Raw genomic sequence first — 16,048 nt, 5'->3', positions numbered from 1 at the left:
TATAACATAACAATTTCGGATTGCGTTCTATGTTACTTAAAAATGGGTTATTTCTGGCTTCACTGCTCTCCATGGCGCCTGCCGCTTTCGCCGCAACCACCTGGCCCCTCACGATTGAAAATTGCGGCGTTAAGCAGACCTTTACGCAGGCTCCTCAGCGCGTCGTGACCGTGGGTCAGCATGAAACAGAATTACTGCTCGCACTGGGGCTGGAGAAAACGATCGCCGCGACGTCAGTCTGGTTCGGCAAGCTCCCGGCCCCGCTGGAGGATGCCGGGAAAAACCTCCCCAGGCTTGCGGATAATTCCCCCTCCTTTGAGGCCGTGGCAGGGCAGAAACCTGAACTCGTTCTCGCACAGTATCACTGGCACATTGGTCCGCAGGGAGAAGTGGGAACCCGTGAGCAGTTTGCGTCGCTGGGGATTAATACGTGGATCTCCCCTGCCGACTGCACGGATAAAACGGTAACGGAAACCTCAAACGCAGACGGAGCACGTAGCGCGCCGTTTTCACTGGCGGAAATTACACGGGAAGTGACAGATCTGGCGACGATTTTTGATGTTTCCGCGCGAGGTGAGCAGCTCAATCGTGCGCTGGCGGAGCGTATTAAAAAGGCCCAGGCGCGCGCCTCCGCGAAACCGTTTAGCGTTGTATTCTGGTTCTCCAGCAGCCGTCTGAATGGCGATCCCTGGGTGGCCGGGAATTACGGCGCGCCTGGCTGGATCAGCCGCACGCTGGGGTTGAAGAACATTATTGACTCTCACGACGAATGGCCCTCTGTAACGTGGGAACATATAGCCCGATCGCAGCCGGACGTGATTGTTATCGCCGGGATGTCCCGCAGGCTCTACCCTGCCGATGACGTAGAGGTAAAAAAAGCGTTCTTGCGCAGTGACCCGGTGACAAAGAACATGCCTGCGGTCAGGAACAACCACATCATCGTGGTGCCAGCGATGTCGTTAAACCCTTCATTGCGTAACGTCGATGCGGTTGAGCTTATCAGCGATCGGCTGGCTACTTTCCGGGATGAACAATGAGTCATTTCGCTTTTGACCGCCGCCAGCAGGGTTTACTGGCAGCAGGTGCCATGGCGCTGCCGCTGATGCTGGTCTTTGCCGCCAGTATCGGTGATATGCCGGTGTCGTATGCCAGTACCGGGAAAGCGATCCTCAACGGACTGGGTTTGACCTCTTATGCGTTGCCGCAAACGGAGGAAGGTATCGTCTGGCAATATCGCATGAGCCGGGCAGTAATGGCCGCGTGCAACGGCGGCGGCCTGGCGTTGTGCGGGCTGGTGTTGCAGTCGATCCTGCGTAACCCTCTGGCTGAGCCTTATCTGCTGGGGATTTCCGCGGGCGCATCGCTGGGGGCCGTCTGCGTGATGCTTCTCGGCATCGGGGGGAGCGTAATTGGCGTGAGCAGCGGTGCGTTTGTCGGCTCGTGCGCCGCCTTTGCGCTCATCATGGTGATTACAAACGGGATGAGCGAAAGCCCGTCGCGCATTTTACTGGCTGGTATTGCGGGCACCCAGCTCTTCAACGCCATGACCGCGTACGTCGTCAGCACGTCCGCCAATGCCGAGCAGTCCCGTAGCGTCATGTTCTGGCTGCTGGGGAGTCTGAGCGGCGTGCGCTGGCCTGACGCGCTGCTGGCGCTGGCCGTTACGCTGGCGGGTTTACTGGTGGTATTGCTCTTTTCACGGGCGCTGGACACCTTCACCTTCGGGGATGAGGTCTCCACCACGCTGGGGATCCCGGTTACCGCCGTGCGTATTGTCTTATTGCTGACCTGTGCCATTGTTACCGCAACGCTGGTGAGCGCCACGGGCGCAGTGGGGTTTGTCGGGCTGGTCATTCCCCATGTAACGCGCATGCTATGTGGGCCGGGCCATCGTCTATCTATCCCGCTGACGTTTCTTATCGGCGCCCACTTTATGATCCTCGCCGATATCGTCTCACGCACGCTGATTGTGCACCAGGTTCTGCCCATCGGGGTGGTGACTGCGCTGGTAGGCGCCCCCGTCTTTGTGGCGTTGCTTTATCAAAACCGAAAGGAGCATCCATGAATATTACTGTGGCCGGGTTAACCGTAACCCGACAAGCGCAGACGGTGCTTAAGGATATCGATCTCGACCTGCCATCCGGGCAGATTATCGGCCTGTTAGGGCCAAACGGCTCGGGCAAGTCGACGCTGCTGCGCTGTCTCGCCGGGCTGTTTCCACGACTCAGCGAACGCGTGGCGCTTAATGGCACAACGCTCGGCATGATGCCGCTGAAAAAACGCGCGCAGCACATGGCGTTTGTCCCGCAACATGCTGAGGTCGACGGAGAACTGACCGTTGAGGACATTGTCAGACTGGGGCGTACGCCCTACCGGAAAACATTCCAGAGAACCTCGCGCGACGATGAGGCTGCGGTTGAGCAGGCGATTGGCCTGATGCAGTTATGCCGCTTACGCCAGCGGCGATGGCACTCTTTGTCTGGCGGAGAGCGCCAGCGAAGCCAGATAGCCCGCGCGCTGGCCCAGCAGCCGCAGGTGCTGTTGCTCGATGAACCGACAAACCACCTGGACATTCAGCACCAGCTGGAGCTGATGCGGCTCGTTTCACAGCTGCCGCTTACGGTGGTGGTTGCACTGCACGATCTCAATCTTGCGGCCAATTATTGCCAGCGTCTGATCCTCCTGAAGGCCGGGCAGATCGCCGCCACGGGCGCGCCCGAAGCGGTTCTGACGCCGGCAAACATCGAGGACACCTGGTGCGTAAAAGCTCAGGTCTGCAAGGCCGACGCCGGGATCACGATAAGCTACAACATGGTGGCATGACGGAAGACTGGCGCAAAAACAAAAACCCCTGCGATATTGCTATCGCAGGGGTTTCGAATTTGGCGGAAGCGTAGAGATTCGAACTCTAGAACCCTTTCGGGTCGCCGGTTTTCAAGACCGGTGCCTTCAACCGCTCGGCCACGCTTCCTAAGTGAGGCGAACTATAAACACCTCACCGCGCGCTGTAAAGAGTGCGCGCATTCGTTCGCTTTAAAAATAGCCAAAATGCGTTTAATCGGTTGAATAGACGACAGATTGGCCGTTTTGGCAGCATAATATCCACCGCGGATCGTTAGTGCTTTTTGATGTACATATCTTTGGTGTAGTAGTACCCGAGCTTGTCTGGCGTGAAGCCCCCTACCCACGGTTTCACCAGGTGCGTGCGCACGTAATGATAGACCGGGATCGCCGGTACATCCCGTCCCAGCAGATCTTCTGCCTGCTGGTAGAATTTACCGCGCTCCTCCGCCGTTTTCGATTTCGCCGCGTTCACCAGTGCCCGATCGTAGTCCGGATTGCTGTATTGAGTGGTGTTTTGGCTGTCCCCGGTACGGAAGTTGTTCAGGAAGGTTGCCGCATCGTCGTAATCTGCAATCCAGGCGTAGCGTACCGCGTCAAAGTTATGGGTGTGCATGGTATCAAGCATGGTTTTCCACTCCTGATTTTGCAGCTTCGCCTCCACGCCGAGGTTCTTCTTCCACATTGAGCTGGCGGCAATGGCAATACGCTGGTGCGATTCCGAGGTGTTATAGAGGAGATTAAAGCTGAGCGGATGGCTGTCGTTAAATCCGGCTTCGGCCAGCAGCTTTTTCGCCTCGGCAATGCGTTTATCCATCGGCCAGCTGGCGTAATCCGGGTTCTGGAGCTTGACGCCGCCAATATCCGGCTGGCTGATCAGCCATGCCGGGCGCTGGCCCTGCCCTAATACTTTCCCGGCGATGATGTCTTTATCCAGCGCCAGGTTCAGCGCCTTGCGCACGCGGGCGTCGTTGAACGGCGGCCGGGTGGTGTTGAACTGATAATAATAGGTGGCAAGCTGCGGTGAAACGTCCAGCTCGCTCCCCAGCGTTTTCTTCAGCTGAGCAAACTGGTTGATCGGCACCGTGTAAACAATGTCGATTTCGCCCGCTTTGTAGCGGTTGACGTCAGCAGCTTCAGAGGAAATGGGCAGATAGGTCACCTTGTTGATGACGGTATGTTCATTATCCCAGTATTTCGGGTTACGCACCGCCACAATGCGTTCGTTAACCACCCACTGTGACAGTTTATAGGCCCCGCTGCTGACAAAGTGCTCCGGTTTGGTCCACTTATCACCGAAACGGCCCACCAGGACTTTATCTATCGGCACCAGAGACGGGTGAGCCAGCATCGCCAGGAAAGCGGCGTTGGGTTGCGTGAGCGTCACTTCCAGCTTGCTGTCATTGATGGCTTTCACCCCCAGCGACTCGGGCGCTTTTTTGCCTTCTGCGATATCAGTGCCGTTGACGATACGCATACTGCCGGGATAGCTGGCATACGGAGAGGCGGTTTTCGGGTCGACCAGTCGCTGCCAGCTCCAGACAATATCTTCCGCGGTGATGGGGGTTCCATCGCTCCAGGTAATGCCCGGACGCAGATGGAACGTCCAGACGGTGTTGTCTTTATTTTCCCATTTCTCCGCCAGGCGCGGCTGGATTTCACCTGCCGGAGAGACGCTGACCAGCCCGTCGAATAAATCGCTGATAATATTGAATTCGACATCGCTTTCGACTTTATGCGGGTCGAGCGAGGCGGGTTCACTGCCGTTGTTCCTGACCAGTTCCTGCTTATCTGCCAGCTGGGTTCCTGCCGGCACGTTAGCCGCCCAGGTTGCCGTGCTGGCGCACAGGATCCCTGCGGTTAACAAAGAGAGTGTAAAGTGCGTGCGTGTTTGTGGTTTCATTTCCTTCGCCTTATTGTCTGTTTTTATGACGATCCGGAAATAACTCTTAGCGGCCTTAGGGAAATAACGCAATATTTTTCAGTGACCTATAAGAGGTTGATCTGAATACGCCCTACAAACCGCACTTCATTCTGAGTACAAAGGCTTTGCCAGAATAAAAAACCAGCATAATCCCTAAGGGGCTGAGTAAAGATGGGTAAAACCACTTTGCGTCTGCCGCGCCGTTTCCTATTCTTTGCGCTAATTACATCTGTCATAAGAGAGTGACTCATGGATCGTATAATTACTTCTTCACGCGACCGCACATCGCTACTCAGCACCCATAAGGTGCTGCGCAATACCTATTTCATGCTCAGCCTGACGCTGGCGTTTTCGGCGATCACCGCGACGGCCAGCACCGTACTGATGCTGCCTTCTCCGGGCCTGATCCTCACGCTGGTGGGTATGTACGGTCTGATGTTCCTGACCTACAAAACCGCGGATAAACCGGTGGGTATTCTCTCCGCGTTCGCCTTTACCGGCTTCCTGGGCTACATTCTGGGGCCAATCCTGAATGCCTATCTGTCTGCCGGAATGGGCGACGTGATTGGTATGGCGCTGGGCGGTACCGCGCTGGTGTTCTTCTGCTGCTCGGCCTACGTGCTGACCACCCGTAAGGACATGTCCTTCCTTGGCGGTATGCTGATGGCAGGTATCGTGATTGTGCTGGTCGGTATGCTGGCGAACATCTTCCTGCAATTGCCTGCGCTGCATCTGGCAATCAGCGCGGTGTTTATCCTGATTTCATCCGGCGCAATCCTGTATGAAACCAGCAACATCATTCACGGCGGTGAGACGAACTATATCCGCGCCACTGTGAGCCTGTATGTGTCGCTGTACAACATTTTTGTCAGCCTGCTGAGCATCCTGGGCTTCGCCAGCCGCGATTAACTCACCGTGCTGTGAACAGGGCCCCGCTTATGCGGGGCTTTGTTTTTTTGGTAGACTGAGGCGGTTTTTGACTAACGTGTGAATGAATATGTTGAGTTTTGAAGGCAAAGAGATCGAAACCGATAACGACGGTTATCTGAAAGAGAGCAGCCAGTGGAGCGAAGCGCTGGCGGAGAAAATTGCGGAAAACGAAGGAATCACCCTCTCCCCGGAACACTGGGAAGTGGTGCGCTTCGTGCGAGAATTTTACCTTGAATTCAACACCTCGCCGGCTATCCGCATGCTGGTCAAAGCCATGGCGAATAAATTTGGCGAAGAGAAAGGCAACAGCCGTTATCTGTATCGCCTGTTTCCGAAAGGCCCGGCTAAACAGGCGACTAAAATCGCCGGCCTGCCAAAGCCGGTAAAATGCATTTAATAGCGAATACTGAAGTTAGCGTATTCCCGGTCGGGTTGATGCGGTTCCGTTAGCACCTTATCAACCCGCGCGCTGCGCGGTCCGCCCGCTTTCAGCCACGCCACCAGCTTCTCAACCCGATCCGCCTCACCGCAGGCCACAACCTCCACGCTGCCATCATCCATGTTACGCGCATACCCTGTCAGCCCGAGCTGAAGGGCTTCGCGCTGGGTGCTGTAGCGGAATCCGACGCCCTGTACAAGGCCATGAACCCAGGCAATGGTGCAAACATTTGACATCATCCTTCTCCTTATCCGACTGGCGCGTTGCATTTCCTCACTGAAGTCGGGAAAATGGCGGCCATTTCATTCGAATCGACAGAATAGCAAATTATGAGTGTACGTTTAGTGTTAGCCAAAGGGCGCGAGAAGTCATTACTGCGCCGTCATCCCTGGGTCTTTTCCGGCGCGGTTGCCCGCATGGAAGGTAAAGCCAGCCTCGGTGAAACCATCGATATTGTTGACCATCAGGGGAAATGGTTAGCACGCGGCGCATACTCGCCAGCATCTCAGATCCGCGCGCGCGTCTGGACGTTCGATAAAGAAGAAACCATCGATATCGACTTCTTTGTCCGTCGTTTGCAACAGGCGCAGCAGTGGCGCGAGTGGCTGGCAAAGCGTGACGGGCTGGACAGCTATCGTCTGATTGCCGGAGAGTCCGACGGGCTGCCGGGCGTGACCATTGACCGCTTCGGCAATTTTCTGGTGTTGCAGCTGCTGAGCGCCGGGGCGGAATACCAGCGTGCCGCGCTGATTAGCGCCCTGCAAACCCTGTTCCCGGAATGTGCCATTTACGACCGCAGCGACGTGGCGGTACGTAAAAAAGAGGGCATGGAGCTGACGCAAGGCCCGGTCACCGGCGAACTGCCGCCTGCCCTGCTGCCTATTGAAGAGCATGGCATGAAGCTGCTGGTGGATATCCAGGGCGGCCATAAGACCGGTTATTACCTCGACCAGCGTGACAGCCGTCTGGCAACGCGCCAGTACGTTGCCGATAAACGCGTGCTGAACTGCTTCTCTTATACCGGCGGCTTTGCGGTCTCTGCCCTGATGGGCGGCTGTGCTCAGGTGGTGAGCGTCGACACCTCACAGGAAGCGCTGGACGTGGCGAAGCAGAACGTTGAGCTGAATAAGCTGGATCTGAGCAAAGCGGAGTTTGTGCGCGACGACGTATTCAAACTGCTGCGTAAATACCGCGACCAGGGCGAGAAATTTGACGTCATCGTGATGGACCCGCCGAAGTTTGTTGAAAACAAAAGCCAGCTGATGGGCGCCTGCCGTGGCTATAAAGACATCAACATGCTGGCGATCCAGCTGCTGAACCCGGGCGGCGTGCTGCTGACATTCTCCTGCTCTGGCCTGATGACGACAGATTTATTCCAAAAAATCATCGCCGATGCCGCAATAGATGCGGGTCGTGATGTACAATTTATAGAGCAGTTCCGTCAGGCCGCCGATCACCCGGTGATCGCTACCTACCCGGAAGGGCTGTATCTGAAAGGGTTTGCCTGTCGCGTCATGTAACTTGAAAAGAGAAATATTGCCCGCACATAGTGTGTATGTAATGTTTCCCGGGAGGTGACTATGATTGCCAGCAAATTCGGTATCGGCCAGCAGGTCCGCCACACCTTGCTTGGATATTTGGGTGTGGTCGTGGATATCGACCCGGAGTATTCCCTTGATGAACCGTCAGCAGACGATCTGGCCGTTGACGCAGAGCTTCGCGCCGCGCCCTGGTATCATGTGGTTATGGAGGGCGACGATGGTCAGCCTGTCCATACCTATCTTGCCGAAGCGCAGCTGAGTGGTGAACTACAGGATGAGCATCCGGAACAACCCACTATGGACGAGCTTGCTCAGACCATCCGCAAACAGTTACAGGCACCAAGACTGCGCAACTGAAGGTGTAAAAAAGCCCGTCAAACGGGCTTTTTTTATTTTGCCAGCCCCAGACGGGGAATATCGATTGCCGGACAGCGATCCATCACCACCTTCAGCCCGGCATCGCGCGCCAGCACGGCCGCCTGCTCATTAATCACGCCCAGCTGCATCCACAGCGTTTTCGCGCCGATGGCAATCGCCTCCTGCGCCACGCCCCAGGCCGCCTCTGAATTACGAAAAACGTCCACCATATCCACCTTTTCCGGCACGTCCGCGAGCGTCGCATAGCCATGCTGGCCCAGCAGCGTTTTCCCCGCCACCTTCGGCGAGACCGGGATCACGTGATAACCCTGATCCAGAAGGTATTTCATGACCCGATAGCTTGGGCGATCCGGTTTATCGCTCGCGCCGACCAGCGCGATAGTGCGCGTGGACGTCAGAATCTCGACAATGTCGTTCTCTTTCATGCTCTTCCTCCTGGCTTTTTTCAAAGTGTACGTCAAAGCGGACATCTCAACCACGCATCCCATACAGAAGTATGAGGGCAAAACGGCAGAATATGTCTATATGTTAGTAAACGTGTTTGTCGAAAACTTTTGATACATTCTTACCGGGTAGTTTGTCTACAGGAGTCTGCTATGAAAACCGGCATTGCCTGGGCTATGGTTGCGTTAATCATGCCGGTTTGTGTTTTCGCAACCACCCTCAGACTCTCAACCGACATTGACCTGCTGGTGCTGGACGGGAAAAAAGTCTCCAGCTCCCTGCTGCGGGGTGCAGACAGTATCGAGCTGGATAACGGCCCTCATCAGGTGGTTTTTCGGGTGGAAAAGACCATTCGCCTCGCCGACAACGAACAGCAGGTGTACATTTCTCCTCCGCTGGTGGCCAGCTTTAATACCCAGCTTATCAGCCAGGTCAATTTTCGTCTCCCGCGCCTTGAGACAGAAAAGGAGTCACTGGCATTTGATGCCTCGCCGCGCATTGAACTGGTGGACGGGGACTCCATGCCCATCCCGGTAAAACTGGATATTCTGGCGCTGACAAAAAGGTCAAAGGGAACAGACTATGAAGCGGACACCGAGACCTACAACAGGGCCAGCAGGCGCGCCTCGCTGCCCCAGTTCGCCACCATGATGGCGGATGACAGTACCCTGCTTTCGGGCGTATCGGAGCTGGATGTACTCCCCCCTCAGTCGCAGACCCTTACTGAGCAACGCCTCAAGTTCTGGTTCCAGAATGCCGATCCGGACACGCGCGCCCGTTTTCTGCAATGGGCGAAGCAACAACCTTCGTCGTAAGCCACATTTTTTCGTCCTTTCTCTTGCAGCATCAGCCAGTTCCCGTCATCGTGTAGCGAGGTAACCTCACGGATAAGATTATGGAACTGACAACACGCACACTTCCGGCGCGCAAGCACATTGCTCTGGTTGCGCACGATCACTGTAAACAAATGCTGCTTAACTGGGTTCGTCGCCATCAGCCTCTTTTACAGCATCATGCCCTTTCTGCCACGGGAACAACCGGCAACCTGATCCACCGCGAAACCGGTCTGGAAGTGAATGCCATGCTGAGCGGCCCGATGGGGGGTGACCAGCAGGTAGGTGCTCAGATTTCAGAAGGTAAAATTGACGTTCTGATTTTCTTCTGGGATCCGCTGAACGCGGTTCCGCATGATCCGGACGTTAAAGCGCTGCTGCGTCTGGCGACGGTGTGGAACATTCCGGTAGCCACCAATCTTTCAACGGCAGATTTCATCATTGAATCGCCGCAGTTTAACGATCCGGTGGAGATTTTGATCCCGGATTATCAGCGTTATCTTGCGGAGAGACTGAAGTAGTTTTTTGCCCGGTGGCGCTGCGCTTACCGGGCCTATAGAATTTGCCCGGCGCGTTACGGCTTTCTCGCCACCGGCACGTCAATACTTTTCAAAATATCGACAAACACCGACGGCTCCTCTTTGTTGAACAAGAGCCACACGCGATGGCGCGCGCGGGTTATCGCCACGTACAGTAAACGCCGCTCCTCTGCATCCGGGAAATCTTCCGGAACAGGTAATAACGCCTCTTCCATCACGGATTCCCGCGCCGGTGCAGGGAAACCGTCGCTCCCCTCTTTTAGCCCCACCACAATCACGTAGTCGGCCTGCTGCCCTTTACTGGCGTGAATGGTCATAAAATCGAGCTGAAGTTTTGGCCAGCGCGTCGCCGCTTTTTCCAGCGCCGTCGGCTTGAGGTGGTGATAACGCGCCAGCACCAGAATGCGCTCATCCGGTTTCGCATAGCCGCTCAGTTTATCCAGCAGCGGTTCCAGCTGATCGTCCGCCAGCAGCGTGACGGCCTTTTTATCCCCCGACGTCAGGCTGTTAAGCGGTTTCGACAGCTGGTGCGGGTTCTGCTGAATAAAACGGTTGGCTATTTCGCCAATCCGCGAGTTGAAGCGGTAGGTGGTGTCCAGATCGCTGCGATCGCCTTCCCCAAAATAGTGGTGGAAGGCCGTCGTGAGGGATAGTTGCGCCCCGCTGAAACGGTAGATAGCCTGCCAGTCATCGCCCACGGCAAACAGCGACGTGTGTTTATTCTGCGCCCGCAGCGCCGAAAGCAGCGCAGCGCGCTGCGGCGAGATATCCTGAAACTCATCCACCAGAATGTGTTTCCACGGGCTGACGAAGCGCCCTTTCTCCAGAATGATAATGGCCTGATGGATCAGCCCCGAAAAATCGACCGCGTTTTCGTCTTTCAGCGCGGTTTTCCACGCTTTCAGCATCGGCGCCATCAGCTTAACCCGTTTAGAAAACACAGCGCGGATCGACTCCGGTGCGCTTTCTATCATCTCCGCCTGAGAGCCGCCGTGCATGCGCATCAGGCTTACCCACCGGTCGAGACGAGAGCCAAGCCGGCGCGCCAGCTTTTCATCCTGCCAGAAGCTGCCCTCCGGCACCTCCCAGTTGAGTTCCTCTTCAAGCCACTGACGCCAGCCTTTCGCCTGCGCCTTTTTTTCACTGCACTGCTGACGCCATGCCTTGATAAACAGCGCCTGGCGAGCCTGAGCGTCGTTCTCCAGCTTGCTGACAACAGGAACTTTTTTGCTGCCCTGTTGAATGATGTGTAAAGCGAGGGAGTGGAACGTGCGCGCCGAGATATCCTGGGTATGCAAACGCGCCTGAATGCGCTCATCCATCTCCTGCGCAGCCTTGCGACCAAAGGCCAGCAGCAAAATCTGGTCTGCAACCGCCTCGCCCGTTGTCAGAAGCCAACCCGCGCGCGCCACCAGCACCGACGTTTTGCCGCTCCCGGCACCTGCCAGCACCAATAAAGACTGTTCGCCATTCACCACGGCGCGCGCCTGGGCAGGATTGAGGGGCGATGACTCCACTGTACTGAAGAAGTCGGCATATTGCGTAAGCATCGCCTCAGTCCAGGCCTGGTTATGCGCCAGACGGCTTTTCTCGATATCGCTCAGCCAGGCCTGGCACTTCCGCCACGCGTCGCGGCAGTTCTCAAATTCCTCAAGCCGCGCCACCGGTAAAGGCAATGCCGTCAGCGCCTGGGCGATTTTTTGCTGAAGCCCGGCGGTTTGCTGGCGCGTCAGCCACTTCTGCTGCGTATTGCTTAGCGCGATATCGTCCAGCACCTGTTGCAGAACCTGTGCGGCAATCACGCTCATCTCCTGGCTCCACTGCTGCCAGCGCGTGTTCAGATGATGGTGGAAGCGTTGGGTTTCCGCCCACTCGGTCCCGTGGAGTCGCACCACTTTGTCTTCCGGCAGGACGAACTCCAGCTCCCCCCATACCAGCCCTCGTTTACAATGAATGGCCAGTAGCTGATTAAACGGAATAAGGTATTCGTGGCGTTCACCGGAGACTTTCACTCCTGCATTGAGCAGGACAATCTTGTCGTAAGGGTGCTGCGCCAGGCGTTTGCCCATTGAAGTTGCTTTCAGTTCCATATCCTGCCGGATCCACGAGGTCATAATTTGTCAGACAGTTTAACTGCCAGTTTTAAGGTGCTCCAGCCCAAAAAAACGTTACAATCACCGGGCGTTAATCATATCGAAGGAAATGAGGGTTTATGCGTACCGTTCTGAATGTGTTGAATTTTGTCCTTGGCGGTTTTGCCACCACCCTTTCCTGGCTTTTTGCCACTCTGGTGAGCATCGTGCTCATCTTCACCCTTCCGCTGACGCGCTCCTGCTGGGAAATCACCAAACTGTCCCTCGTTCCTTATGGAAATGAAGCCGTACACGTGGATGAGCTGGAGCCGGAAAGAAAAAATGCCTTCATGAATACCGGCGGCACGCTGCTGAATATTTTATGGCTGATCTTCTTTGGCTGGTGGTTGTGTCTGATGCATATCTTCGCCGGTATCGCCCAGTGCATCACGATTATAGGCATTCCGGTTGGCATCGCTAATTTCAAAATTGCTACCATCGCCCTGTGGCCGGTAGGACGCCGTGTTGTCCCGGTCGAAGTCGCGCAAGCCGCGCGTGAAGCCAACGCCCGTCGCCGTTTTCAGTAATAAGGACTGGCCGCACTCATGCTAAGCCCCCTGCTTCGTCGCTATACGTGGAACAGTAACTGGCTGTATAACGTCAGGATCTTTATCGCCCTCTGCGGCACCGTCGCTCTGCCGTGGTGGCTAAATGATGTGAAGCTCACCATCCCCCTCACGCTTGGGGTGGTGGCCGGCGCGCTGGCGGATCTCGACGACCGCCTGGCCGGTCGTTTGCGTAATCTGGTCATTACGCTGGTCTGCTTCTTTATTGCTTCCGCCTCCGTTGAGCTGCTTTTCCCCTGGCCCTGGCTGTTTGCCTTAGGGCTGACGGTGTCCACCAGCGGCTTCATTTTGCTCGGCGGCCTCGGGCAACGCTACGCCACTATCGCGTTTGGCGCCCTGCTGATTGCCATTTACACCATGCTGGGAGTCTCTCTTTACGATCAGTGGTATCAGCAACCGGTCCTGCTGCTGTTGGGCGCTATCTGGTATAACCTGCTGACCTTAACCGGACATCTTATTTTTCCGGTTCGTGCCTTACAGGACAACATTGCCCGCAGTTACGAACAGCTGGCCCACTATCTGGAGCTGAAATCCCGGCTGTTTGATCCGGATATTGAAGAGGACAGCCAGGCGCCCCTGTACGATCTGGCGCTGGCAAATGGCCAGCTGGTCGCCACGCTGAATCAGACCAAAGCGTCTCTGCTCACCCGTCTGCGCGGCGATCGCGGTCAGCGCGGTACCCGGCGCACACTGCACTACTACTTTGTCGCCCAGGATATTCACGAGCGCGCCAGCTCCTCGCATGTGCAGTACGCTGACCTGCGCGAGAAATTCCGCTACAGCGACGTGATGTTCCGTTTCCAGCGCCTGCTGTCGATGCAGTCTCAGGCCTGCCAGCAACTTGCGCGCTCAATACTGCTGCGCACGCCCTATCAGCACGATCCTCGCTTTGAACGCGCATTCAGTCATCTGGATGCGGCCCTCGATCGCGTTCAGGCCAGTGGGACATCGCCGGAACAGTTCAAAGCCCTGGGATTCTTGCTCAACAACCTGAGAGCCATCGATGCTCAGCTCGCCACCATTGAGTCTGAACAGGCGATGGCAATGCCGGGCAATGACGCCGACAACCAGCTTGCCGACGACAGTCTCAACGGTTTCAGCGATATGTGGCTGCGCCTGAGCCGTCATTTTACGCCGGAATCCGCCCTCTTTCGCCATGCGGTAAGGATGTCGCTGGTTCTGTGCGTCGGCTACGCGTTTATCCAGATAACAGGATTGCACCACGGTTACTGGATCCTGCTGACCAGCCTGTTTGTCTGCCAGCCGAACTATAACGCTACCCGCCATCGGCTCGCGCTGCGTATTGTCGGGACATTAGTCGGGGTCGCCATCGGGCTGCCGGTGCTCTACTTTGTGCCATCCGTAGAAGGGCAACTGATCCTGATTGTGATTACCGGTGTACTGTTTTTCGCCTTCCGCAATGTGCAGTACGCCCACGCCACGATGTTCATCACGCTGCTGGTGCTGCTCTGCTTCAATCTGCTGGGTGAAGGCTTTGAAGTGGCCCTTCCTCGCGTTATCGACACGCTAATCGGCTGCGCCATTGCCTGGGCGGCGGTGAGCTTTATCTGGCCGGACTGGCGTTTTCGTAACTTACCGCGCGTGTCCGACAGAGCGATGAACGCTAACTGCCGCTATCTGGATGCTATTCTTGAGCAATACCATCAGGGTCGCGATAACCGTCTGGCCTATCGGATTGCCCGTCGCGATGCGCATAACACGGACGCAGAGCTGGCTTCCGTTGTCTCGAATATGTCAACTGAGCCGCGCGCCACGGCAGAAATCCGGGAGACAGCCTTCCGCCTGCTGTGTCTGAACCACACGTTCACCAGCTATATCTCTACCCTTGGCGCCCACCGTGAGAAACTGACAAATCCGGGCATCCTGGCGCTGCTGGACGACGCCGTTTGCTACGTTGATGATGCGCTTCATCATCAACCTGCGGATGAGCCACGGGTTCACCAGGCACTGGATGAACTGGTGCAACGTATCGCTCACCTTGATCCTGGCACCGACAACAAAGCTCCGCTGGTCCTACAGCAAATTGGCCTGCTTATCGCTTTGCTGCCGGAAATTTGTAGGCTGCGACAGAAGATCGCTACCTGGCGGAATGATGGCCCTGCGACTCAGGCAGCGCATTAAACCACTCCATAAGCTCCCGGCGAATATCCGCCGGGAGTGCCGCTTCATGTAACCCTTCGATGGCGCCTTCAAGCGCGAACAATACCCGGATACTCAGCGCTTTATTCTTAGAGCGCATTTTCAGCCAGCTCGTCTTCGCCCCCAACTGTCGTAGCGTCTCTTCATTGGTAATGCCCGCCTCCATAAGCAGGACCTCAATCTGAAAGGTCAGGTTCGGCAGATCCTTAAGCCGATTACGCTGATGGCGCTGGTAGCGCTCTTTCCTGGCGGCATCGAGCGCAAACGAGGAGAGCTGAAGCAGCTTTTCCCTGTTTTGCCACAGACCTTCATCCACACGGTAGTAATTAAGCAGCACTGGCCGTCCTCGTTTCATCAGGGTCAGAAAAGAGGAGGCGTTTTTTACACAGTATTTTGCACTTTGCTCACAGGCGCGAAGGTACAGCTCGCCGTCAGACACCATCGCGAACACCGCTTCATCCACGGCCAGGGTATAACCGCCAAACAGGGCGCGATGGTGAATTTCGCCCAGCGGAGAGAGGTATTCCTGAGATTGATAAATCCGATCATAAGATATCTTTTTCATGATAATTCCATTAAAAATCATACAGTAAACACGATATTTCTTACTAACGGATCCGTTAGCAGGAAAATAGGCAACTTATTGCCGTTGGGCAAGATGATTTTTTCAGGTTCACCAGGAATGGATGAAATTTGCGAGTCGCTTTCCGAAAATGAGGTTGATCTTTATGCACACAGGGGTTACTGTATATCCATACAGTAACTACAGGGCTGGAATGAATATGTACACTTCAGGCTATGCAAATCACTTAACACCTTCCACTTCTGCCGCAGGCAATGCTGCGCAGAATTCTATCGGGCGTGTATCGACAGGGCTTATCAGTGAAGTGGTTTACCGTGAAGACCAGCCGCTGTTAACACAACTCTTACTCCTGCCGCTTTTGCAGCAGCTCGGGCAACAGTCTCGCTGGCAGCTCTGGCTGACGCCACAGCAAAAATTAAGTCGTGAATGGGTTCAGTCGGCTGGCCTGCCGTTAGCGAAGGTGATGCAGATTAATCAACTCTCCCCTTGCGATACGGTCGAGTCGATGGTCCGGGCATTACGTACCGGGAACTATAGCGTCGTGATTGGATGGTTGCCTGAAGATCTGTCGCAAGAGGAACATTTGCGTCTGACTGAAGCGGCTGAAGAAGGTAACGCGATGGGTTTCATCATGCGGCCGGTTCGTGGAGATTCCTATCGCAGAGGACAACATCCCGGGCTAAAAATTCACTCAAATGTGTACCATTGAGTCATTTTAAGAGTTTTCCTGGAATTTTT

Annotated in this window: 17 protein-coding genes and 1 tRNA gene; 12 read left to right on the top strand and 6 right to left on the bottom strand. The window is 55.6% G+C overall.

Annotated elements, in window-relative coordinates; translation table 11 throughout:
* Window positions 1-29: 29 nt before the first annotated feature.
* Genes INF61_RS03595 through INF61_RS03585 form a run of 3 tightly spaced genes read left to right on the top strand, consistent with a single transcriptional unit; the run spans window position 30 to window position 2,823 of the window.
* Entirely contained in the window at window positions 30-1,037 is a 1,008-nt protein-coding gene (locus INF61_RS03595; RefSeq protein WP_193547529.1) for an ABC transporter substrate-binding protein, read from the top strand.
* Window positions 1,034-2,065 (top strand): iron ABC transporter permease, encoded by a 1,032-nt coding sequence (locus INF61_RS03590; protein ID WP_017384785.1) that lies wholly within the window; start codon window positions 1,034-1,036, stop codon window positions 2,063-2,065. The genes INF61_RS03595 and INF61_RS03590 overlap by 4 nt, the downstream gene beginning before the upstream one ends.
* Window positions 2,062-2,823: an ABC transporter ATP-binding protein gene (locus INF61_RS03585; RefSeq protein WP_032671209.1), complete on the top strand. Its 762-nt coding sequence runs from the start codon at window positions 2,062-2,064 to the stop codon at window positions 2,821-2,823. The genes INF61_RS03590 and INF61_RS03585 overlap by 4 nt, the downstream gene beginning before the upstream one ends.
* A 60-nt stretch (window positions 2,824-2,883) precedes the next feature.
* Here the strand turns inward: INF61_RS03585 and INF61_RS03580 are convergent.
* Together INF61_RS03580 and INF61_RS03575 are read right to left on the bottom strand one after the other, a co-directional pair.
* Window positions 2,884-2,971 (bottom strand) — tRNA-Ser (locus INF61_RS03580).
* A 144-nt stretch (window positions 2,972-3,115) separates the two neighbouring features.
* Complete coding sequence (locus tag INF61_RS03575; RefSeq protein WP_193547528.1) at window positions 3,116-4,744, bottom strand: ABC transporter substrate-binding protein; 1,629 nt, start codon at window positions 4,742-4,744, stop codon at window positions 3,116-3,118.
* 270 nt (window positions 4,745-5,014) lie between these two features.
* On the opposite strand from INF61_RS03575, the gene yccA reads away from it, so the two are divergent.
* A complete protein-coding gene (yccA, locus tag INF61_RS03570) occupies window positions 5,015-5,674 on the top strand; it encodes an FtsH protease modulator YccA (RefSeq protein WP_003858127.1) in 660 nt (219 codons plus the stop codon).
* Between the two features lie 88 nt (window positions 5,675-5,762).
* Window positions 5,763-6,092 (top strand): sulfurtransferase TusE, encoded by a 330-nt coding sequence (tusE, locus tag INF61_RS03565; RefSeq protein ID WP_003858129.1) that lies wholly within the window; start codon window positions 5,763-5,765, stop codon window positions 6,090-6,092.
* Here the strand turns inward: tusE and yccX are convergent.
* Window positions 6,089-6,370 carry an acylphosphatase gene (yccX, locus tag INF61_RS03560; RefSeq protein ID WP_023296278.1) on the bottom strand — a complete coding sequence of 94 codons (282 nt, stop codon included), beginning with the start codon at window positions 6,368-6,370 and terminating at the stop codon, window positions 6,089-6,091. The two genes, tusE and yccX, sit on opposite strands and share 4 nt — an antisense overlap.
* Window positions 6,371-6,463: 93 nt before the next feature.
* Here yccX and rlmI point away from each other — a divergent pair, with 93 nt between their 5' ends.
* Window positions 6,464-7,654 carry a 23S rRNA (cytosine(1962)-C(5))-methyltransferase RlmI gene (rlmI, locus tag INF61_RS03555; RefSeq protein WP_015570890.1) on the top strand — a complete coding sequence of 397 codons (1,191 nt, stop codon included), beginning with the start codon at window positions 6,464-6,466 and terminating at the stop codon, window positions 7,652-7,654.
* Window positions 7,655-7,714: 60 nt separating this feature from the next.
* Window positions 7,715-8,032: a heat shock protein HspQ gene (gene hspQ, locus INF61_RS03550; RefSeq protein ID WP_003858136.1), complete on the top strand. Its 318-nt coding sequence runs from the start codon at window positions 7,715-7,717 to the stop codon at window positions 8,030-8,032.
* A gap of 32 nt (window positions 8,033-8,064) precedes the next feature.
* Here hspQ and INF61_RS03545 read toward each other — a convergent pair whose 3' ends face one another.
* Window positions 8,065-8,478, bottom strand: a complete 414-nt coding sequence (locus INF61_RS03545) for a CoA-binding protein (protein ID WP_045344705.1) — start codon at window positions 8,476-8,478, stop codon at window positions 8,065-8,067.
* A gap of 171 nt (window positions 8,479-8,649) precedes the next feature.
* Between INF61_RS03545 and INF61_RS03540 the strand changes: the two genes are divergently transcribed.
* Together INF61_RS03540 and mgsA are read left to right on the top strand one after the other, a co-directional pair.
* A complete protein-coding gene (locus INF61_RS03540) occupies window positions 8,650-9,312 on the top strand; it encodes a DUF2057 family protein (RefSeq protein ID WP_045344706.1) in 663 nt (220 codons plus the stop codon).
* Between the two features lie 80 nt (window positions 9,313-9,392).
* A complete protein-coding gene (mgsA, locus tag INF61_RS03535) occupies window positions 9,393-9,851 on the top strand; it encodes a methylglyoxal synthase (RefSeq protein ID WP_003858146.1) in 459 nt (152 codons plus the stop codon).
* Between the two features lie 53 nt (window positions 9,852-9,904).
* On the opposite strand, the gene helD is transcribed toward mgsA, so the two are convergent.
* Window positions 9,905-11,959, bottom strand: a complete 2,055-nt coding sequence (helD, locus tag INF61_RS03530; RefSeq protein ID WP_193547527.1) for a DNA helicase IV — start codon at window positions 11,957-11,959, stop codon at window positions 9,905-9,907.
* A 122-nt stretch (window positions 11,960-12,081) separates the two neighbouring features.
* Here helD and INF61_RS03525 point away from each other — a divergent pair, with 122 nt between their 5' ends.
* Window positions 12,082-12,528: a YccF domain-containing protein gene (locus INF61_RS03525; protein WP_015570894.1), complete on the top strand. Its 447-nt coding sequence runs from the start codon at window positions 12,082-12,084 to the stop codon at window positions 12,526-12,528.
* Window positions 12,529-12,546: 18 nt separating this feature from the next.
* Complete coding sequence (yccS, locus tag INF61_RS03520; protein ID WP_015570895.1) at window positions 12,547-14,709, top strand: YccS family putative transporter; 2,163 nt, start codon at window positions 12,547-12,549, stop codon at window positions 14,707-14,709.
* On the opposite strand, the gene INF61_RS03515 is transcribed toward yccS, so the two are convergent.
* A complete protein-coding gene (locus INF61_RS03515; RefSeq protein WP_017384804.1) occupies window positions 14,666-15,292 on the bottom strand; it encodes a TfoX/Sxy family DNA transformation protein in 627 nt (208 codons plus the stop codon). The genes yccS and INF61_RS03515 overlap by 44 nt on opposite strands.
* Before the next feature lie 217 nt (window positions 15,293-15,509).
* Here INF61_RS03515 and sulA point away from each other — a divergent pair, with 217 nt between their 5' ends.
* Window positions 15,510-16,019 carry an SOS-induced cell division inhibitor SulA gene (gene sulA, locus INF61_RS03510; protein ID WP_026094322.1) on the top strand — a complete coding sequence of 170 codons (510 nt, stop codon included), beginning with the start codon at window positions 15,510-15,512 and terminating at the stop codon, window positions 16,017-16,019.
* Window positions 16,020-16,048 lie beyond the last annotated feature (29 nt).

Source organism: Enterobacter cloacae complex sp. P18RS, assembly GCF_014982105.1.
GTDB lineage: Bacteria > Pseudomonadota > Gammaproteobacteria > Enterobacterales > Enterobacteriaceae > Enterobacter > Enterobacter hormaechei_C.
The sequence above is the reverse complement of the archived record's forward strand: the minus strand, read 5'-3'. Positions and strand labels throughout refer to the sequence as shown.